This is a genomic window from Citrobacter sp. JUb117 (assembly GCF_024809055.1).
GTDB classification, from domain to species: domain Bacteria; phylum Pseudomonadota; class Gammaproteobacteria; order Enterobacterales; family Enterobacteriaceae; genus Citrobacter; species Citrobacter gillenii.
In genome coordinates, this window is record NZ_JANUFB010000002.1 from 173,725 (window position 1) to 193,743 (window position 20,019).

The window sequence follows — 20,019 nt, forward strand, 5'->3', positions numbered from 1 at the left end:
CTCGGTTTACAGCGCGTGCAGCAGGCTGGCTAACTGTTTATTGATAACGGATTGATTGAATTCCGTGGCGATTTTTTCACGCGCGCGCAGCACAATCGGTGTCACCTCCTGGCTATCAAGCTGACTGAACGCCGCCAGCCGTTCAGCCAGCGACTGCGCATCGTTTTCAGGCGCCAGCCAGCCGGATTTACCGGACTCCACCAGCTCAGGAATACCGCTGTGCACTGTAGACACTACCGGGATCCCCACCGCCATCGCCTCCATCAGCGCTACCGGGATCCCCTCCATGTCGCCATCCGCTCCCGTGATGGAGGGCAGCAGAAATACATCCGCCTGTTCTAACATCGCTTTGACCTGATGACTGGGCATAAAGCCGGGCATCTCAATCACATCATCGAGTTGATACTGCTCAATCAGCGTGCGCAGGCGCCGCTCCCACGGGCCAATTCCCAGAATGCGATACCGAAACGCCACGCCCTGCGCTTTTAGCTGACGACAGGCTTCGATAGCCACATGCAGCCCTTTTTTCTCGGTGAGTCGCGCAACCGAAAGAATTTCCAGCGTTTCTCCTGGCGCTTTCACCTCGCGGGGGGTAAAGCGCGTCATATCAATGCCCATGCGCGATACGGCAATCTTCTGTGGCGGGCAGCCCATATTTTTTAACCTTCCGGCCCACAGATGGCTGATGGGCAGCATCAGATCACCGCGCTGAAACAGCGTTTGATACTCCGGGGTATAGCGGGCGAGCACCTCCCGGTGCGAAATATCGATGCCATGAAACACCGTGGCGATTTTGCCGCTTATCACGCCCAGCTCACGCAGCTTCGCCGCCGTCACGCCCGCCGGTCCAAAGTGGGCAATAAACACGTCGGCATGAAACGTTTTACGGGTTAACCCACATATCGCTGCCAGAATCAGGTTGCGCGCTTCTTCGCCATAGCGAGAGATATTCAGCGCTTTCCAGGTCGCCGCCCGGGTAATGCCCTGCCACGCCGCCGCGCCTCGGTATTGCAGCTTGGCTCGCTTGCCTTGCGGCTCGTCGAGTAGCCAGTGCGTTTTGTCGGCCAATCGGTACGCCTCATAGGCGGCATGTGTGTTTTCGAGATCGCCCTTGTGCAATGCGACAATTTCGACGTCATGACCCATATCGATAAACGCAGTTATCTGATTCAGCACAAAGGTCTCAGATGAGAGCGGAAATTTAAGCAGGAAAAAGCCAACCTTCATTTTTGCTCCTCAATGCGCGTCAGTACCGATTGCACCATGCGCATGCCGTGTTCACGCTCACGCTGCACGGCCTCTTTCAGCCGTATACTGAGAGCTGGCAACTGCCCGAGCACGTCGGCCACCTGCGTTTGCAGACTGCCGTCCAGCAGATGGCTGATCTCAATCGCCATCTCCGGCAACCCCAGCTGCTGCATAATTCCCGCTGATTTATGCTCGTAGTTGATGGCAATTGCCGGGGTGTCAAAGTTCATGGAAATAATGGCGGAGTGCAGTCGGGTGCCCACGGTTAACTCGCACGCCCCGAGAATTTTCCCCATTTCGAGGTCATTCAGTTCGTCCATCACCACGTGATACCGGGCCGGATCGTTAACGTACTGGCGCAGGTTCAGTGCTACCATGCGGTCATCTTTGTTGTAACTGTCGATGCCGGTACAGGTTGACAGCGCCATCACCTGGTAACCCTCGTCGAGGATACGGTTCACCACCCCGGCAAACGCCTGCTCATAGGCCTGCTGCGTGGTGCCCAGACGTTTATCAAACGGCGCCAGCTCCCGCAGGGTGATGGCCACGGTTTTTTGCTGTGCCACTGTGTGTAGCCAGTGCCGGACGGCATAGCTGGGTTCAAAATCGTCCTGATGATTATCAACCAGCCAGGCGGTATCGACGCCGTGCTCCACTTTCTCGGTAGTGATTTCGCTGCGTTTCATCAAGTCCAGACTGACGGACTCACGCAAAATCAGGGCATTACAGTGACCGAAGACGTAATTTGCCAGTTGGTTAAATTGTGCATCCTGGAACGGCCCAACGCTGTGACCAATCATGTACAGCGGCTTTTTCGCCATAAATGTGCACAGAGCATGTTCAAACTGCGGCACGCCGTACAGATCGACAAAAAACGATCCCCCCACCTGGATGATGGCGTCATAGCGCGACAGCAGACGGACAAAATCAGTAAAGCCCTGGGCGATGGCGATATTGCGCAGGTTACCGGAATCGGTCACGCGCGAGAGCAAAACCTGATGCTGATAGCGCCGACGCAGGACTTTCTTCACCCGCCCCACTACGCCGGCGGCGTTATTGTGCTGCTTCATCTGCGAATACAGCGGATCGCCCATCACCGGGCGATTGAGCAGCCAGGAAGAGCTCACCGGATAACGGCTCATCACATCCACTTCCGTCTGCGGTTGCAGCGTGTTAATAGCATCCAGTAAACCGCGCAAAATGGCGCTGTCGCCACGGTTGCCGCAGGTATGGTTGCCGAGAATTAATACTTTCATCATGACCTCTTTCAATCATTGCCGGATGGAGGCTGTCGCCTTATCCGACCTACAACAAACCCAATTCAGCCTGCGCGGAGCAAGGTTTTCATTTTTTCACTGCGGCAAAGCGGGCGCTTGAGTTCCGCCACCAGCGGGTGGCGCGACAGCACAATCGTCACCGCAAATGCCAGCGCGCCCGCCGCTACCTGCAGACCCAGCAGCAGGCTTAACGCCAGTTGGCCCTGCAGCACAATTCCCAGCCCATAGCTAATCACCAGCGTCGGTATGGAGAGATAAAACGGCAGCCACAGGCTGAGCATGTACTGCCTGTAGCTCGGCCCCAGCACCGGTTTAATCATCACGAAGTAGCTGAGAATGGTGTTGACTACCTGCACCAGCAAAAAGCCCAGCGTCACGCCCATCGCGCCTGCCAGATGTCCGCCAACGAGAATGGCCGGAATAAACAGACAGGTTTTGAAGACATTGAATTTGAAGCTGATATCAACGCGGGCTTTTGCCATCAGTAACGAACCTATCGGATTACCGACAGAGCGCAGCAGCCCAACGACACACAGCAGTTGCAGGATCGGGACGATGGCGCGCCATTTCTCGCCGAACACCAGCGGTACCAGATTGTTCGCCACTACCATCAGGCCCAGCAGCGCCGGGAAGTTGATAATGCCGACCACCGACAGGAGCTTGTAAAAATTCACCCGCAGTTTTTCGCTGTCGTCCTGTATTTTGGCAAACGCCGGAAACAGCACGCGGGTGATAATCGGGTTCAGCTTGATGGGCGGGACCACCGCCACGTTCCAGGCCAGATTAAACCCGCCCGCCACGCCTGCGCCCAGCGTTCGGGCCAGCACCAGCGTGGAAAGATTGGTGTTGATATAATTGATAATGCTGTCCGCCGTCAGCCAGGCGCCAAAGCGCAGGTTCGACGTCACCGATGCGAGTGAAAAATGCAGCCCGGGGCGGTAAATCTGGCGGCCAAAATAACCAAACAGCATCGTACGCAGCGCGCAGTTCACCAGATACCCCAGAATGGCAGTCATCGCCAGCGGCCAGAAATGGGCGCCGATCACGGTCACGGTAAACCCGGCCAGCACCGCGCTGGTTTCAATCATGCCAATTTTGTTGAACGCCATGTCCTTTTGCATCAGCGCACGGAACTGCTGCCCGTGCGGGATCAGCACAAACGCCAGCGACAGCGTTTTAATCAGCGGTGCCAGGTCAGGGTTATTCAGGACATCAGCGATCACCTCACCGAGCAGGAACATCGCCAGGCACACCAGCATCCCCAGCCCGACGTTCAGCCAGTACAGGGTGGTAAGTTCAAGATAGCCAATCGCTTTGCGCTGGATAATCGAGTTGGCAATGCCGAAGTCGGAGAGCGTATCGGCCAGTGCGATAATCACCAGCGACACGGTCAGCAGACCGAACTGATGGGCGTCAATGATGCGCGCCAGCACGGTCATCTGAATCAGTCCAAGGCCAATGATGAAAACCGTGGCAATCGCCGACCACTTGGCACCGTTAAGGGTTTTTTCTCGTAAGCTCATGTTTAATACGCCGCTTTGTTAACAAAACCCTTAAATACCGTCAGAAAAACAATCTTGATATCGAACCACACGCTCCATTCGCGAATGTACTCGAGGTCAAACTCCACCCGTTTTTCCATTTTTTCCAGCGTGTCGGTTTCCCCGCGCCAGCCGTTGATTTGTGCCCAGCCGGTAATGCCGGGTTTCACCTTATGGCGCAGCATGTAGCCTTCGATAAGCGTGCGGTATTGCTCGTTGTGTGCCACCGCGTGCGGGCGCGGCCCGACGATCGACATGCCACCGGTCAGCACGTTAATAAATTGCGGCAGCTCATCGAGCGAGGTGCGGCGCAGGAAATTACCCACGCGGGTGACGCGCGGATCGTTTTGCGTCGCCTGGGTGACGACCGCGTCGTTTTCCATCACCTTCATCGAGCGAAACTTCCACACCTTGATCGGCTTGCCGTCCATGCCGTAGCGGGTCTGGCGGAAAATCACCGGTCCTTTTGAGGTGAGTTTCACCGTCAGCGCAATGCCGCACAGCACCGGGGAAATCAGCAGCAGGATCAGCGAAGCCAGCACGATATCTTCCGCGCGTTTCAGCAAGCGATTAATGCCCGACAGCGGCGTGTCGTACAGCGGCACCACCGGCACACCGTTCATCTCTTCAATGCGTGAATGCAGGATGTTGAAGGTAAAGACGTCGGGGATCAGGATCACCGAACAGGTGGTGTCAGCCAGGTCGCGCACCAGTTTTTTTACGCGGGTGCCGTCATTCATCGACATGGCAATATAGACGTTGTGAATGCGGGCAGCTTTAGCGTCATCCACCAGCTGTTGCAGATTTCCGGCCCAGTCGCGGGAGTTTTTTCCTGGGACGGGATCGTGATAGACGCCCGCCACTTCAAAGCCCAGCCACGGTTCATGGCGAAAGCTGTCCAGCAGCAGCTGTCCGGCAGGGAGATCGCCCGCTACCGCCACCCGACGGGTGTTATATCCACGATTGCGCAGCCACCCTGCAATGTAGCGAATAAACGCGCGGCACAGCAGCAGACCGACGCTGGACAGCAGATACCACGCCAGCCAGACGGCGAATCGGTTATCAAAATCGTTGTTAAAGGCAATTAACCCCGCGCTGAAGACCAGGCTCAGCGTCCAGTTTTGCAGCAGCAGCACCAGCTCGGTGGAAATTTTGACCCCGCGCCAGGAACGGTAAAAATCGGTGATCCCCCCCAGCATCTGAAAAACCACCAGCGTGATCAACGCCACCAGCAGGTGCATGTACAGGAAGGGCAAACCGCTCAGTTCACAGACCAGCCACAGTCCGCCAAACATGATGGTGATATCTGAAAAGCGTTGCACCATTGAGATTAACGACGCATTGGTTTTCGCGCGTTGGCGCTTTTTTAGATGTGTCATCGTGGTTCCTGTTAGTCACCCCTTGCCCACTGTCGGGCAAGGGAAGCACCGGCATTACTGATTCAGCAACGCCAGAAGAGTGCGCGTTCGCGCTTCCATCAACGGAATGTCTCCGCGCGATTCCACGTTCAGGCGCACCACCGGTTCGGTATTGGAGGAACGTAAATTGAAGCGCCAGTCGACAAACGACATGCTGATGCCATCGGTTCTGTCCACCGCCAGTGCCTCGCCGGAGAAATGCTGCTCTACCCGGTCAATCGCCACCTTCGGTTCTGCCAGAGTGCTATTGATTTCCCCGCTCGCCGGATACGCCGCCATGCGGTCGCGAACCAGTTCGCCAAGCCGCTGTCCTTTCAGGCACACCAGTTCCGCTACCAGCAGCCACGGGATCATTCCGCTGTCGCAGTAGGCAAAATCACGAAAATAGTGATGGGCGCTCATTTCGCCGCCGTAAATGGCATCTTCATGACGCATTCGTTCTTTAATGAAGGCATGACCGGTTTTCGACATCACCGGCTTACCGCCCGCCGCCGTCACCACATCGACCGTGTTCCACGACAGACGCGGGTCATGAATGATCTTCGAGCCCGGATTTTTCTCCAGAAACGCCTCCGCCAGCAGGCCGACAATGTAGTAGCCCTCAATAAACTGGCCGTTCTCATCAAACAGGAAGCAACGGTCAAAATCGCCGTCAAAGGCAATCCCCATATCCGCGCCGTGTTCAATCACCGCATTACGGGTATCCGCCCGGCATTCCGGCAGCAACGGGTTGGGAATACCGTTCGGGAAGGTGCCGTCAGGCGTGTTGTGGATCTTGATCAATTCAACCGGGACACCGAGAGACTGAAAACGGGCTTCAATGGCGTCCAGCACCGGGCCTGCCGCGCCGTTACCGGCGTTAAGCACCAGCTTCATTGGTTTAAGGTTTTTGACGTCGATGTAACCAAGCAGATGGTCAATGTAAGCCGCGCGCGGATTGATGGCGGTGTAACGGCCACGTCGGGACGCATCCACAGGCGGGAAGTCGTTGGCTTCCGCCAGCCGTTGGATCTCGCGCAGACCGCTATCGCCGCTGATGGGTCGTGCGCCCTCACGTACCAGCTTCATGCCGTTGTAATCCAGTGGATTATGGCTGGCGGTCACTTCGATACCGCCGTCCACGCCGAGGTGGAAGGTGGCGAAGTAAATCTCTTCGGTGCCCGACATGCCGATATCCAGCACATCCACGCCCGCATCCTGCAGCCCTTTTGCCAACGCCATCTTCAATGCGTTACTGGTCAGGCGGACATCACCGCCCAGCACCATGGTTTTCGGTTGCAGAAACTCACCGCAGGCGCGACCAATGCGCCAGGCGATGTCTTCATTGAGCTCTTCGCCCAGCCTGCCGCGAATGTCGTAGGCTTTGAAACAGGTTAATGTCGTCATGTTTTACCCTTCTTCAGGCAACAGTTGGCCCTGACTCTTAATGAGCCTTTTAATGAGTGTTAAATGCATTGCCCGGTGCGCTTCACTTACCGGGCCTACGGTGTTGTAGGCCGGATAAGCGCAGCGCCATCCGGCAAGATATTCAGTACCTACACCCGACCGTAGCGATCGGCAAAGCGCACTACGTCGTCCTCTTCGAGGTAGGATCCCGATCGCACTTCAATCAGATCGAGCGGGATTTTTCCGGGATTCTCCAGACAGTGCGTCGCTCCCAGAGGGATATAGACAGACTCGTTTTCGCCGAGCAGTTTGATGTCATCATCGATCGTCACCTTCGCCGTCCCAGCCACCACCACCCAATGCTCTGCGCGGTGATGGTGCATCTGCACCGACAATCCCTCGCCCGGTTTTACGGTAATGCGTTTAACCTGGTAACGTTCTCCGGCGTCGATGGAGTCATACTTGCCCCACGGGCGGTACACTTCGCGGTGAATATGATGCTCATGGCGGCCGTCAGCTTTAATCTGCTCCACCACCTTTTTCACATCCTGGACCGCGTTGCGATCGGCTATCAGCACCGCGTCTTTGGTCTGCACCACCACCAGGTCTTTCACTCCGACTGTGGTCACCAGTCCGGACTCCGCGTACACGTAGCTGTTTTCGGTTTTGTGGCTGATCACGTCGCCGTGATGCACGTTGCCTTCGGCGGTATGAGCGCTGATCTCCCACAGCGAAGACCACGATCCCACATCACTCCAGCCCGCGCTCATTGGCATCACCACCGCGTCCACGGTATGTTCCATCACCGCATAGTCCACCGACTCTTCCGGGCAGGCGAGAAACGCCTCTTCATCGACGCGGATAAAATCGAGATCGGGATCGACCGTGCTCATCGCCTTTTCGCAGGCGCTCAGAATATCGGGGCGGTACTTTTTCAGCTCTTCCAGATAGCGCCCGGCACGGAACAGAAACATGCCGCTGTTCCAGTAATAATCGCCGCTTGCCACGTAGGCTTGTGCGGTGTCCTGATCCGGTTTTTCCACAAACTGCGCCACCGTAAAGGCAACCGTATCGGTAGTTGCGGGGCAAACGTCACCGCGACGAATATAGCCGTAACCGGTCTGTGCCGAGTCCGGCACGATACCAAATGTCACCAGCTTGCCCGCCTCGGCATGCGGCATCGCATTGCGAACCGCCTCGCGAAACGCCTCTTCGTCGGTAATCACATGATCTGCCGCCAGCACCAGCATCAGCGGGTCAACGTCCGGACTGTGACGTTTTGCCGCCAGCGCGGCCAGCGCAATCGCCGGGGCGGTATTACGTCCGGCGGGTTCCAGAATGATATTTTCGGTCAGCTTGTTGAGCTGTCTAAGTTGTTCGGCAACGATAAAGCGATGCTGCTCGTTGCAGATAACCACCGGGCTTTCGCACTCCACGCCGTTCAGACGGCATATCGTGGTTTGCAGCATGGTGAGTTCGCCCTTCAGGCACAGGAACTGCTTGGGATACAGGACGCGGGACAGCGGCCACAACCGGCTACCGGAGCCACCGGCCATCACCACTGGAAAGAGTGTGCGTTGACGCATGATTTATCCCCGTATATCTGCAATAAATTGGCTAAGCACGCGGTCTTTTTCCAGCGTGCGTTCGGCATAATCACGTGCCACCGTGTTGATGTCAGGCATGATTAGCGCCTGGGTAATTCCGGCCACCAGCGCACTCACCGACTCCGGCTCCACGCATACCGCAATCCCCGGATGGTCCTCGCAGAGTTGGCCCAGTTCGGTATCAGGCTCCGCGGTGATCACCGCATTGCCACCCACGGCAAGAATATTGGTCAACTTGGAGGGCAATACCGCATCCGCCGCACCGCGCTTTTGCACCACTAAATGACAGTCGGCCATCTTCAGCAGCGCAGGCAGTGCGTCATAAGATTGCAGGGGGAAAAATATTACGTTTTCCAGGCCGCGCTCGCGGACCCTGTTTTCCAGTCGCGCCTTGCCGCCACCCTGCCCGACAATCACAAACAGCAAGGGCTGAGCACTCAGCTCGTCGGCGGCATCAATCACGCTCTCCAGTCCCTGCTTTTCACCAATGTTGCCCGAGTAAAGAATGATTTTTTTTCCTTCAGGCACACCGAGTTTTTGCAGCAACGCCCGGGCATCATCCGCGGTCACGTCGCGAAATCGCGCCACTTCCGACCAGTTAGGAAAGAAGATGACCTTTTCTTCAGCGACCCCTTTTTCCTGCGCTTTATTCATCATCGAACGCGAGATGGTTGAGACATAGTCGACGTTATGCAGGCCGCTGCGTTCAAACGCGCTGGCCAATGTGGCCACTTTGCCGCCCCTGCTGTTCCCGGCCATTCCGAGGCCAAGCATGGCGTCAACTTCATAATCCTGAATGTGCAGCAGCGTGCGTGCCCCGGAGAGTTTCGCCAACAGGCGCATCCCCGGTGTGCAAAACAGCGTCGGCACCACGCCAATAATGCGATCGGGCTTCCAGCGTCGCTGCGCCATCAGCGGGAAAAAACTGCTCACGGCAAAACTGCCCAAATGCAGCAGACGTTTCAGCGTTGAGGGCTGCTTTGGCACATACAACGGACAGCGCCAGACGGTGGCATCGCCTTCTTCCCGACGATAACGCCAGGCGGAATAACGGCCGTTCACTTTCCACTGCGGGTAGTAAGGCGGCGCGGTGATCACCCGAACGTCATGCCCGGCTTGCGCCATCCACTCCACCATTTCGCCGGTGTATTTGCCGATCCCGGTCAGTTCCGGCGAATAATTAATGCCGTACACCAGAATTTTCATAAGCCCGGCACTCCGGCCTGACGTTGCGGCATAAAGTACGCCCGGCTGTTATCGTGAACGTTATCGCTGGCCAGCAACGCCTGCGGCGTCAGCCAGCGGTAGTCGTCATGCTGGGAATCGGGCAGACGCAGGTCTGCCTCGCTCACCTTCAGGCGAAAACCGAGCACCACATAATGGGTGGTGAAATCGGTGCCCGAAAAGTTATCGTCATAGAAGTGCTGCCAGACGCCGTAAAACTCCGCGGAAGACAGCGGCAAACGTAACCCCAGTTCCGCCAACGTCAGGCGCTCAAACGCGTCTTCGAGCCGTTCATCCTTCTGCACCCGTCCACCCGGCACAAACCAAAGTCCCTGGGCGGGACGGTTGAGGCGTTGGCCCAGCAGGTACTCACCGCGCGCATTTTCCACCAGCAAATCAATGGAAATCAGCGGCGCACAGCGCACTACCGTGGCAAATTCTTCCTGACGTAAAAACATATTTACCCCCGGTACCGCTGCTGATTTTCAAGGAACCACTGATACGTGCTGGCAAGCCCGTCCTCCAGCGAGACCTCGTGGTACCAGCCCAACTGGTGTAAACGCGTAACATCCAGCAATTTGCGTGGCGTACCGTCGGGTTTGCTGGCGTCAAACACCACGCGACCTTTGTAGCCCACGACCTTCGCGACCGTTTGCGCCAGTTCGCGAATGGTGCAGTCCACGCCGGTTCCCACGTTGATGTGCGACAACATCGGCTGGGTGTGCTCCTGCCAGACCTCGCGGTCCAGTTCCATCACATGAATGCTGGCGGCAGCCATGTCATCCACGTGCAGGAACTCGCGCATTGGCGTGCCGCTCCCCCACACCACTACATCCGGCGCATTTTGTGCGCAGGCTTCATGAAAGCGGCGCAGCAGTGCCGGGATCACGTGCGAGTTACTCGGATGAAAGTTATCCTGCGGCCCGTACAGATTGGTGGGCATCACCGAGCGGTAATCGCGGCCGTACTGACGGTTATACGACTCGCACAGTTTGATCCCGGCAATTTTGGCAATCGCGTAGGGCTCATTAGTGGCCTCAAGCGTTCCCTGCAACAGTTCGCTTTCACCCATCGGCTGGTTGGCCAGCTTCGGGTAAATGCAGGATGAGCCGAGGAACAACAGCTTATTCACGTTATGGCTGTGCGCCGCGTGAATGATGTTGCTCTCAATCATCATATTTTCGTAAATAAAATCAGCGGGGTAAGTATTGTTCGCCACGATTCCACCCACCTTCGCCGCCGCCAGGTACACCTGGTCGATACGTTCGGTGGCAAAAAACTGCTGCACCGCACGGGCATCCAGCAGATTCAGTTCATCACGGGTACGCAGCACCAGCTCCACGTTGTCGCGCGTGGCCAGCAGCCTGACGATGGCGGACCCCACCATCCCGCGATGGCCCGCCACAAAAATACGTTGTTTCATCATCCTCAGTACTCCAGCGCGATGGCGACCTCATAGCCGTGAGATTTCAGCAGAGAATGTTTCTTCGCCGCTTCCAGATCGTTGGCAACCATTTCACTGACCATCTGGCTCAGGGTGATTTCCGGCTTCCAGCCTAGCTTGTCGTGCGCTTTTGCCGGGTCACCGAGCAATGTTTCGACTTCTGCCGGACGGAAATAACGCGGATCGACCGCAATCATCACGTCACCCGGCTTCACGCCCGGCGCATCGTGTCCGGTCACCGACACGACAATGCCTTTCTCCTCAACCCCCTGCCCTTCAAAACGCAATTTAATGCCCAGCTGCGCGGCCGCCATTTCGACAAACTGGCGCACGGAGTACTGCACGCCGGTGGCAATAACAAAATCTTCCGGCTGATCCTGTTGCAGCATCATCCACTGCATGCGCACGTAATCTTTGGCGTGGCCCCAGTCACGCAGGGAATCCATGTTGCCGAGGTACAGGCACGACTCCAGCCCCTGCGCAATGTTGGCAATCGCCCGGGTAATTTTGCGGGTAACGAACGTTTCGCCCCGGCGCGGAGACTCATGGTTAAACAGAATGCCGTTGCAGGCGAACATGCCGTAGGATTCACGGTAATTGACGGTTATCCAGTAGGCGTACAGTTTGGCGACCGCATACGGAGAACGTGGGTAGAACGGCGTAGTCTCTTTCTGCGGCGTTTCCTGTACCAGGCCGTACAGTTCAGATGTGGAGGCCTGATAGAAGCGGGTTTTCTTTTCGAGGCCGAGGAAGCGGATCGCCTCCAGCAGGCGCAGCGTACCAATCGCATCGACGTCCGCGGTGTATTCCGGGGATTCAAACGATACTGCCACGTGGCTCATCGCCCCGAGGTTATAGACTTCATCCGGCTGAACTTCCTGTAAAATACGGGTCAGGTTGGAGGTATCCGTCAGATCGCCGTAATGCAGATGAAATTTTGGATTACCCGAGTGCGGGTCCTGATAAATATGATCCACTCGCTCGGTGTTAAACGACGACGCACGACGTTTAATCCCATGAACTTCATACCCTTTTTCCAACAGAAGTTCTGCCAGGTAAGAACCATCCTGCCCGGTTACGCCAGTAATGAGAGCGACTTTTGACATGTTTACACCTCTTAAATGATCCCCTCAGGGAGTAACTTTCTCAACGCGTTCGCGCGTTACGACCGCAGGATTTCCCCGACAAACGGCATTGGCGGGCAGCGATTTAAAAACGCTGCTTCGCGCCCCAACGACAGTGCCCGCCCCAATCGTCACGCCGGGTGCGACAAATACATCTGTCGCCAGCCAGCATTTCTCGCCAATCACAATCGGCGTGGCGTTAATATCAAAGTGCGGGCTGGCATAATCATGGCTACCGGTACATAAATAACTTTTTTGCGAGATAACAGCATTGGCACCAATCGTAATCGTGCCCAGCGTATATAACACCGCGTCATCACCCACCCATGCGTAATCACCCAGGGTTAATTTCCACGGATAGGTTATTTTTACTGAAGGTCGAATAACGACGTTTTTTCCTATCTTCGCGCCGAATAAACGTAATAAAAATGCGCGCCAGCGGTACATCACCTGCGGTGATAGTCGAAATAATGTTGACTGTACCGCCCACCATAATTGCACTTTAATTGCACCACCTCCGCGAAAGCCTTTCGGCATCGTGAAGCCTTTTAAATCCTGCATATTTACCCCTTACATTTTGCCATATAAGGTTTTGGCCTTACCGGTGGTGCGTAAGCGCAAATGCCAGGACAGTTCGGCCCAAAAGCCCGGCATATGTAATATCTGACGCTGGACCTTTTTTGCATCCCGACATAACTCAAGATTATTTGTCGTCGATACGCCGCCCATAGAAAACTCAGAGACCAGTCCGCTTAATTTTTTAAAGGCATAACCAGATTTATATAATTTTGCGGCCAGCGCATAATCAGACGACACGTTAAATTGCAGATCGTAGCGCCAGGCATGCAGTCCATTGAGCGGAAAAAATATCGCCTGATGACTGGCCGGCAGGCTGTGATAAATATACCAACCGGGCTTGGCACGACGCTTAATTTTGTTTCCATCACCAAAATCCAGCAGCGCATCGCCGATCACCATCGCCTTGTCGCTTTGCGTTTTGAGCTGGCGGATAAATGACGCAGCATCCGCATGCAGAATATCACCGGAGTTCAGAAACAGTGCGAACCGCCCTCGCGCCAGGGCAATGCCTTTGTTCATCGCATCATAAATACCGTTGTCCGGTTCGCTGACAAACCGTAACCGGTGCTCACCGTTGAGATTTTCCAGAAACGCCTGCGTACCGTCCGCAGAACCGCCATCGATCACAATCCATTCAAAGCTGATGTCGCCCGCCTGCGCCAGATGGGCTAGCGATGCGTGGGTTTTGACGATCCCCTGCAGATTACGAAAGGCGACGGTGATAATAGTGAGCAGCATAGGAATTACCTCGCGATATTTAGCGCCTTGCGCAAAATAAACGGACAAACAATTAAAAACGCATATTCCGGGCTAAATACTGAACCGGTAAAAAACAGCGACAGCGGCGTAAAAAGATAAAGCTGTACCTGATAATTCGGATTATCGCCAAACGCATTTAACATCATTTTCAGAACCTTTCCCATGTACCACACCGCCAATATCACAGCGAACCATGAGAAATAAATAATCAGCAGATACAAACCATTGTCTATTGTTTTCCCGACATCTGCACCGTTAAAGATTCCGAATGACGCTACATATTCATAAAGTGAGCCAAATCTGACTACGCCATCGATATTGAGTAATGAATAACCGACCATCACCAGCGGCCCCACAATACGGTAATACGATGACGACCCTTCCGTGCCTAAATCACCAAGTCGTGTGGCAATGTAGGGAAAAGCAAATATTACGCCAACCATAAACACGCTAAGTGAGATTGTCGCCAGCGGTAACTTCTTTTTTATCGCTTCTTTGTTCAGATACTGAAATGCCCACTCTAACAGGTAAAATAAAATAAAAGTCATTACCCCTGAAAACGATCCTGATAATATCACCCCTGCCAGAATCATAGCATCGGTCTTAGGCGTTTTGATACCAAACTGTTTGATGCTGAGCCAAATTGAGATTAATGCCAGAGCAAAAAATGCCGGTTCGAAATAAAGTGCGGTAGTTCGTTTACCACCAAACTTAATAAAGTTCAGAACATAACTGTTGCTGTAAATAAGATATTTCGAAATTGCTTCCATTAAACTGCTGCCACCGGTGAGAATAATCTGCGCCATCTCAACCGCAGCCAGCGCCACCACCAGCCCCACCACCAGCCAGAAAAAACGTAAAATCTTACGGTGGTTATGCGGTGAGACGGTTTTAAAGCGAATACTCCAGACCATGCCAATAATGATCACCGTATAGACAAACAGCATGGTGGAAGTCACATATTTGCTGGCATCCAGCGACTGACCAAACAGGTAATTAAAGGCCGTCAGCCCACCGCCAATCCCCAGCGCAATCAGCAGTTTTTTGATATTGATACGCTCAACAAACAGCAACAACAGCAGCGGCAAAAACGTGACCACGGTGACCGGAAAACTTTCCCCCAACTGCACAAGCTTAACGTTGACCAGCAGGTACAGCAGCGGCAGCATCAAATAGCTACAGATTCTGATAGAACGAGACATAGTCCTCCAGCATCTGTTGGCCGCTGTAGGCGCTGCGGCTGCGCTGGCGAAAGGCCGCCAGCGACGTACCGAATACCGCCTGCGCGATCGCCGTTTTATTGCACTGCACCAGCTGCAGGACATCCTCTTCACTGAAGGTTTTTCCCCCCGATTTCGCCAGCACTTCCTGCGCAGCCTCACTGTGCGTGGCAATCACCGGTACGCCGATAGAAAGCGCTTCGCATAAAATCAGCGGGTAGTTATCCACTCGCGAGCTGAACACCAGTCCATCCATCAGGTTAAGCGCACTCATCAGTATGCGCTTGTCGGTTTCAAATCCATGATTGACCACGTTCGCGCCGCTAAACGGCGAGAATTTGCCGAAGGTATGCAGCTCTATTTTGTCGCCCAGCGCTATCATCTGTCGCACCAACTGTTGGTTGGTTTTGCCGTCATAGCGCAGGTCGTGAGCCACGATGGCGATTTTCGGCCGGCTGCGAGGCTCATCGTTTAGCGGCAAGTCGCTGAGAATGGCTTCGGTCGCGACATCGATCCCGTTGTTGATAATGGCGCAGCGCCCCGCACCGTACAGGCTGTTAAACGCGTCAGCCACATGCTGACTGGGGGAGATAAACTGACAACCCAGCGCCAGCATGGCGCGAAACATCTGGCGTTTTCCGGGCAGTTGTTGATGCGCTTTATCAACCTTAACCGGCGGATAATTACTCAGCGTCGGGCATTTCCGGCAGCCGGTTTTCCAGCCTTCACAGCCGTCAGTAAACGCGCAGCGCCCGGTCACGCTCCAGTGATCGTGCAGCGTCCAGACAAAGGTGATATCCGGTTTATGCGCCTGCACCTTTTGACAAAACGTCACCACCTCTTCCAGATTCAGCCAATAGCTGTGCAGCACGTGAAAATGCAGCACCAGCGGGCCTGCGGTGCGGGTGACTGCACGATACAGATTGTCGAGATTGCCAAACAGGTCGCGGTTAGCGAAGCGAAACAGCGCAATATTCAGCGCCGACGTCAGGCGCGGCGTATGCTTGAACACCTGCGGATAGTGATGGTGGCTGAGGCTTTTCTTACCGCTTTTGCCGTAACCATAAATGAAGCGCGACGACAGCCCATGCTCCAGCGCCCGCAGGTGTAAATCCAGCGCCACCCCTGCCGCGCCGCCTTCTGCCAGTCGGACATTAAATTGCAGGATATTCATTTTACGTCCTTTACTCGCGCTTTCTCACCCACCACCAGCGTATTGTCCGGCACGCTGTCCACAACGACGCTGCCAGCACCAATCGTCACGTTATGACCAATGACGACATCGCCCAGCAAGGTGACATTGGCACCCAACTCAACGCCGTTGCCGATCGTCGGACAGGCCAGATCGTTTGCGCCGAGGTTGCCGATGGTCACGCCATGACGCAGGGTAAAATCGTCCCCGGCCACCACGCGTTTGTTGATGACTACGCCATAGCCATGATGAATAGTAAAACGACGGCCGATAGTCGCAGCCGCCTGGATTTCATAGCCGAAAATACATTCGGTAATCAGGCGATACATCACCAGCACCGGTGCGGCCCACAGGTTATTCAGCACGTTTTTTTTGCGCCAGACAGAGCAAAAATGGGCAACCCGATAGGCCATCACCATGCAGCATGGACGCAGACTCCAGCTATTGGCGCGGATATCTTCCAGCATACTTAGCGCCCCCGTAGACCGTCGGCCAAGCGTTTACCGTTACGCAGCGACAACAGGGTCAGCAACGTGCGCCAGTTCATGCGTTTGTTGCGGATCTGATACAGCGTAAACAGCTGATATTTTTTGCTGGCGCGGTCAAATTTGCCTTTGTGCTTACGGTAAAACTGGAAGTAACCGGAGAATTTTTTCGGCGATGAGGTAATGCGCATCTCGCCGTGATTCACATGCAGGATCTGCGTGGCTTCATTGACCTTCCATGGCTCGCCATAGGCCACCACCATGCGCAGAAAAATGTCGTAATCCTGTGCCGCTTTCAGCGAGGTATCGAACAGGCAGGCTTTGAACCGCCACGCCCAGGTAAAGACCTGATTGCCAATAATGTTGCGTTTATAGAACCTGCGCCGTGAGTACACCGACTTGGGATACAGCGGCAGGCTGGCGGGCTGGGAATAGACCTCGCCTTCGCAAATATAATCATTGGCATACAGAAACGCCCGAGTGACCAGCTGGTGGCGATCTTTAAGGAACACGCTCAGGCGATTCGGCGTCCACTCATCGTCGTCATCAATACCGGTAATGTACTGCCCGCTGGCCTGCATAATGGCCTGATTGCGCACCGCACACGCCCCGGAATTAAAGGCATTATGGGTATAGGTGACGCGCGGATCGTTCAGCTCTTCTACATACTGCTTTAATTGTTCATACGCAGAGGAGCAGTCATCCACGATGATCATCTCCCAGTGCGGATAATCCTGACGCAGGACCGATTTAATCGCCCGGATCGCCAGTTGCTGACGATTCCAGGTCGGCATATAAATTGAAATGAGCGGGTTGTCTGTAGTCATTTTCATTCCCAGGGTATAAATATGTTTCTGTAGGCCGGATAAGGCGTTTACGCCGCATCCGGCAGGGTTGGTTATTTATTTCGAATCCGACGTGTATGCATATTCGTAGTAGCCGTAATCCTGATACCCGCTTGCGCGTCGGAAGATGGAGTTGAGGATCACGCCCTTAACCTGAATCCCGTTTTGCTCAAAGCGGCTCAGGCTGGTTTCCACCTCTTTCAGGGTGTTGACGGCATAACGAGCGACCATCAGCGTGGTGCCAACATGACGGCCAACAATGGCCGCGTCGGTCACCGCCAGAATGGGCGGGGTATCAATCAGTACCAGGTCATAGCGCGCACTGGCCCAGGCAATCAGCTCGCCAAAACGCTCGCTCATCAGCAGTTCAGAAGGGTTGGGTGGCACCTGACCGCGCGGGACCAGATCGAAATGAGGAATAGACGTCGGTTTGGCGCAAGTGGCCATATCGCCCTTACCCACAAGGATGTCGGACAGACCGTTGACGTTATTGGTGCCCAGCAACTCATGCGTGTACCCTTTGCGCATATCGCAGTCGATCAGCAGCACGCGTTTATTGGTCTGGCTGATCACCGCCGCCAGGTTGGCACAGACAAAGGTTTTGCCAATTGATGGGCTGACGCCAGTGAGCATCAGCACATTATTGCGCGCCTGCATCATGGCGAAGTGCAGGCTGGTGCGCAGGCTGCGCACCGCTTCTATCGCCAGATCCGTTGGGTTCCCCACTGCGAGCAGTTGGCTTTGCTTGTAACGTTTGATGCCTTTATTGGTCTGCACGTTATCACGCGCTTTTTGCCATTCCGACAGCGGAATACTGGCATATACGTTGATTCCCTGTTCTTCCAGCGCCTGCGGGCTTTCGATACCGCGGTTGAACAGCGAACGCAGCAGCACGCCGACCACTGATAGCATCAGGCCTAGCAGAATACTGCCGAGAATAATCAGCGCAGTTTTCGGCTTCAGCACGCCGGGCTGAGCAATGGCCGGGTCGACAATACGCACATCCCCTACCGTGCTGGCTTCGGTTATCTTCAGCTCCTGCTGCTTGTTCAGCAACTGCATATAGACCTGCTGACCGGACTCCACATCGCGGGTCAAACGGACAATTTCCTGCTGCGTTTTTGGCATCGCCGTCACCCGACCGTTCAGTTTGCCTTTCTCATCTTCCAGCGCCTGACGTTTTTCCAGCAGCGTGCGGTAAGCCGGATGCGCTTTGGTGAACAGCTTGGAGATTTCCGCCTCCTTGAACGTCAGTTCATTCAACTGGGCGTCAATGTTAACCATCGAATCCAGCACCGCTTTGGCTTCCAGCGGTAAATCGACCGAATCTTTATCCTGACGAAAGGCGTTCAGTTTGTTTTCGGCAACGTCCAGACGGTTACGCACCTCCGGCAACTGCCTGGCCAGAAACGCCAGGCTTTTGGCGGCCTCTTCGGATTTGCGTACGATGTTTTGTTCAAGGTAGTTACGGGTGATGCTGTCAAGGATCTGGCGGATCTGCTCGCGGTCCTCGCCAGTGAACGTCAGGCTCAAAACGCCGGTGTCTTTGCCGGTTTCCGTCACGCTGAGGTTATTTTGCAGGGCGTTTATCATGCCCAGCGTGGAATATTTGCTGACAGTAAAGGCGCTGCCAGCAGCAGCATGAATAGCGTTAACCTGCATCGTGACGCCGCCGTGGTTTAACGGCTGTCCAACCTGACCCTGGGCGCTAAAACCGCCGTCACTGATCAGCTGATAATTTTTATTATTCAGCACCTTAATGGTAAACGCTTGCTCATTCATTGCCTTTGGTAAGGTGAACGTCGTCACGTTAACCGTTTCGTTCTGGCGGCCCATCAGCCGGTCCCAACCCGCCCCAAACAGCGGGAACGTCTCCTTGGTGACGGCGATATCCAGATCCAGATCGTCCACCGTTTTCCCCAATACCAGCCGCGACTTAATCAGCTGAATTTCGGCTTCCGAGGCGGGTGGTTTATTCGACAACGCCGAGCCGATATCCTGCACCAGTGAATTACCGGTATTTTGCTCAATCTGCACCAGCGCATCGGCACTGTAGATAGGCGTGGCAAACAGCGTGTAAATGGCCGCGCACAGCGCAAAGGCCGCGGTAATACCCAGCACCCACCAGCGCGCTTCCAGCACCGTCCCGACCAGGCGACCGATATCAATTTCATCATTGCCGGTTGCTGACGCAGCAGACTGTTTTACGTTCTCTGTCATTGTTTTCCCTGCTCCGCGTTCAGTGCCTGAGCCCATTGGCGGGCAGACTGTTCAAGTAAGGCGTACACCGCGTCAAACGCATCCTGGCTTTTACGGTACGGGTCAGGTATTTCGCGCTCACTGTCCCAGTGACCAAAAAGCATCACCTTGCCGCGCATCTCCGGTGCCATGTCACACAGCGCGGTAATGTGGCGCTTCTCCATGGTGAGGATCAGGTCGTAATCCCGGCACATTTTTCCTGAGATTTGCCGCGCACAATGATTCTCCAGCGACAGGTTATGTGCCTGCGCCACGCTCACCGCACACGGGTCGGCTCCCTTGCCCACCAGCGCCCCGAGACCTGCAGAGGCGACCGTCAACGCTGGATGAAATTGCCTTAACAGGCGCTCTGCCGTTGGGGAACGGCAAATGTTCCCCACGCAGACAACTAAGATTTTGTTAAACATGTCG

At 55.0% G+C, this 20,019-nt stretch carries 18 protein-coding genes; all 18 read right to left on the minus strand.

All coding sequences use genetic code 11. The annotated features are described in order from the left end of the window. Positions 1 to 6 precede the first annotated feature (6 nt). Positions 7 to 1,227 (minus strand): colanic acid biosynthesis glycosyltransferase WcaL, encoded by a 1,221-nt coding sequence (wcaL, locus tag M2374_RS04760; protein ID WP_181688977.1) that lies wholly within the window; start codon positions 1,225 to 1,227, stop codon positions 7 to 9. Continuing rightward, positions 1,224 to 2,504 (minus strand): colanic acid biosynthesis pyruvyl transferase WcaK, encoded by a 1,281-nt coding sequence (wcaK, locus tag M2374_RS04765; protein WP_181689118.1) that lies wholly within the window; start codon positions 2,502 to 2,504, stop codon positions 1,224 to 1,226. The genes wcaL and wcaK overlap by 4 nt, the downstream gene beginning before the upstream one ends. Positions 2,505 to 2,569: 65 nt before the next feature. Then, the gene (locus M2374_RS04770) at positions 2,570 to 4,048 is read right to left on the minus strand and encodes an MOP flippase family protein (RefSeq protein ID WP_181688976.1); all 1,479 of its coding nucleotides are present in this window, start codon (positions 4,046 to 4,048) and stop codon (positions 2,570 to 2,572) included. 2 nt (positions 4,049 to 4,050) lie between these two features. Further along, on the minus strand, positions 4,051 to 5,445 hold the full coding sequence (gene wcaJ, locus M2374_RS04775) for an undecaprenyl-phosphate glucose phosphotransferase (protein ID WP_096756594.1): 1,395 nt from the start codon (positions 5,443 to 5,445) through the stop codon (positions 4,051 to 4,053). Between the two features lie 54 nt (positions 5,446 to 5,499). Next, positions 5,500 to 6,870: a colanic acid biosynthesis phosphomannomutase CpsG gene (gene cpsG, locus M2374_RS04780; protein WP_181491204.1), complete on the minus strand. Its 1,371-nt coding sequence runs from the start codon at positions 6,868 to 6,870 to the stop codon at positions 5,500 to 5,502. Positions 6,871 to 7,019: 149 nt separating this feature from the next. Next, complete coding sequence (cpsB, locus tag M2374_RS04785) at positions 7,020 to 8,456, minus strand: mannose-1-phosphate guanyltransferase (protein WP_135911811.1); 1,437 nt, start codon at positions 8,454 to 8,456, stop codon at positions 7,020 to 7,022. A 3-nt stretch (positions 8,457 to 8,459) separates the two neighbouring features. Next, positions 8,460 to 9,683 (minus strand): colanic acid biosynthesis fucosyltransferase WcaI, encoded by a 1,224-nt coding sequence (gene wcaI, locus M2374_RS04790; protein WP_181688975.1) that lies wholly within the window; start codon positions 9,681 to 9,683, stop codon positions 8,460 to 8,462. After that, positions 9,680 to 10,159: a GDP-mannose mannosyl hydrolase gene (locus M2374_RS04795; protein WP_181688974.1), complete on the minus strand. Its 480-nt coding sequence runs from the start codon at positions 10,157 to 10,159 to the stop codon at positions 9,680 to 9,682. Before M2374_RS04795 ends, wcaI begins: the two co-directional genes overlap by 4 nt. Before the next feature lie 2 nt (positions 10,160 to 10,161). Continuing rightward, positions 10,162 to 11,127 carry a GDP-L-fucose synthase gene (locus M2374_RS04800; RefSeq protein WP_153879929.1) on the minus strand — a complete coding sequence of 322 codons (966 nt, stop codon included), beginning with the start codon at positions 11,125 to 11,127 and terminating at the stop codon, positions 10,162 to 10,164. A 2-nt stretch (positions 11,128 to 11,129) separates the two neighbouring features. Then, positions 11,130 to 12,251, minus strand: a complete 1,122-nt coding sequence (gene gmd / locus M2374_RS04805) for a GDP-mannose 4,6-dehydratase (RefSeq protein ID WP_096756588.1) — start codon at positions 12,249 to 12,251, stop codon at positions 11,130 to 11,132. Between the two features lie 24 nt (positions 12,252 to 12,275). After that, positions 12,276 to 12,830, minus strand: coding sequence for a colanic acid biosynthesis acetyltransferase WcaF (gene wcaF, locus M2374_RS04810; protein ID WP_096756587.1), 555 nt, complete (start codon positions 12,828 to 12,830; stop codon positions 12,276 to 12,278). Between the two features lie 9 nt (positions 12,831 to 12,839). Next, positions 12,840 to 13,586 (minus strand): colanic acid biosynthesis glycosyltransferase WcaE, encoded by a 747-nt coding sequence (wcaE, locus tag M2374_RS04815; RefSeq protein ID WP_181624475.1) that lies wholly within the window; start codon positions 13,584 to 13,586, stop codon positions 12,840 to 12,842. Positions 13,587 to 13,591: 5 nt separating this feature from the next. Beyond that, complete coding sequence (gene wcaD / locus M2374_RS04820; RefSeq protein WP_181688973.1) at positions 13,592 to 14,809, minus strand: colanic acid polymerase WcaD; 1,218 nt, start codon at positions 14,807 to 14,809, stop codon at positions 13,592 to 13,594. Then, positions 14,784 to 16,001, minus strand: a complete 1,218-nt coding sequence (gene wcaC / locus M2374_RS04825) for a colanic acid biosynthesis glycosyltransferase WcaC (protein WP_259153986.1) — start codon at positions 15,999 to 16,001, stop codon at positions 14,784 to 14,786. The genes wcaD and wcaC overlap by 26 nt, the downstream gene beginning before the upstream one ends. Continuing rightward, positions 15,998 to 16,486, minus strand: coding sequence for a colanic acid biosynthesis acetyltransferase WcaB (wcaB, locus tag M2374_RS04830; protein WP_096756583.1), 489 nt, complete (start codon positions 16,484 to 16,486; stop codon positions 15,998 to 16,000). Before wcaB ends, wcaC begins: the two co-directional genes overlap by 4 nt. A gap of 2 nt (positions 16,487 to 16,488) precedes the next feature. Continuing rightward, entirely contained in the window at positions 16,489 to 17,331 is an 843-nt protein-coding gene (gene wcaA / locus M2374_RS04835) for a colanic acid biosynthesis glycosyltransferase WcaA (RefSeq protein ID WP_096756582.1), read from the minus strand. Positions 17,332 to 17,406: 75 nt separating this feature from the next. Then, positions 17,407 to 19,569, minus strand: coding sequence for a tyrosine-protein kinase Wzc (gene wzc, locus M2374_RS04840; RefSeq protein ID WP_181688971.1), 2,163 nt, complete (start codon positions 19,567 to 19,569; stop codon positions 17,407 to 17,409). After that, entirely contained in the window at positions 19,566 to 20,015 is a 450-nt protein-coding gene (wzb, locus tag M2374_RS04845) for a low molecular weight protein-tyrosine-phosphatase Wzb (protein WP_096756580.1), read from the minus strand. Before wzb ends, wzc begins: the two co-directional genes overlap by 4 nt. Positions 20,016 to 20,019: the final 4 nt, after the last annotated feature.

Coding starts and splice junctions, on each gene's coding strand:
- wcaL (WP_181688977.1), bottom strand. CDS start 1,227: ATGAAGGTTGGCTTTTTCCTGCTTAAATTTCCGCTCTCATCTGAGACC.
- wcaK (WP_181689118.1), bottom strand. CDS start 2,504: ATGAAAGTATTAATTCTCGGCAACCATACCTGCGGCAACCGTGGCGAC.
- M2374_RS04770 (WP_181688976.1), bottom strand. CDS start 4,048: ATGAGCTTACGAGAAAAAACCCTTAACGGTGCCAAGTGGTCGGCGATT.
- wcaJ (WP_096756594.1), bottom strand. CDS start 5,445: ATGACACATCTAAAAAAGCGCCAACGCGCGAAAACCAATGCGTCGTTA.
- cpsG (WP_181491204.1), bottom strand. CDS start 6,870: ATGACGACATTAACCTGTTTCAAAGCCTACGACATTCGCGGCAGGCTG.
- cpsB (WP_135911811.1), bottom strand. CDS start 8,456: ATGCGTCAACGCACACTCTTTCCAGTGGTGATGGCCGGTGGCTCCGGT.
- wcaI (WP_181688975.1), bottom strand. CDS start 9,683: ATGAAAATTCTGGTGTACGGCATTAATTATTCGCCGGAACTGACCGGG.
- M2374_RS04795 (WP_181688974.1), bottom strand. CDS start 10,159: ATGTTTTTACGTCAGGAAGAATTTGCCACGGTAGTGCGCTGTGCGCCG.
- M2374_RS04800 (WP_153879929.1), bottom strand. CDS start 11,127: ATGATGAAACAACGTATTTTTGTGGCGGGCCATCGCGGGATGGTGGGG.
- gmd (WP_096756588.1), bottom strand. CDS start 12,251: ATGTCAAAAGTCGCTCTCATTACTGGCGTAACCGGGCAGGATGGTTCT.
- wcaF (WP_096756587.1), bottom strand. CDS start 12,830: ATGCAGGATTTAAAAGGCTTCACGATGCCGAAAGGCTTTCGCGGAGGT.
- wcaE (WP_181624475.1), bottom strand. CDS start 13,586: ATGCTGCTCACTATTATCACCGTCGCCTTTCGTAATCTGCAGGGGATC.
- wcaD (WP_181688973.1), bottom strand. CDS start 14,809: ATGTCTCGTTCTATCAGAATCTGTAGCTATTTGATGCTGCCGCTGCTG.
- wcaC (WP_259153986.1), bottom strand. CDS start 16,001: ATGAATATCCTGCAATTTAATGTCCGACTGGCAGAAGGCGGCGCGGCA.
- wcaB (WP_096756583.1), bottom strand. CDS start 16,486: ATGCTGGAAGATATCCGCGCCAATAGCTGGAGTCTGCGTCCATGCTGC.
- wcaA (WP_096756582.1), bottom strand. CDS start 17,331: ATGACTACAGACAACCCGCTCATTTCAATTTATATGCCGACCTGGAAT.
- wzc (WP_181688971.1), bottom strand. CDS start 19,569: ATGACAGAGAACGTAAAACAGTCTGCTGCGTCAGCAACCGGCAATGAT.
- wzb (WP_096756580.1), bottom strand. CDS start 20,015: ATGTTTAACAAAATCTTAGTTGTCTGCGTGGGGAACATTTGCCGTTCC.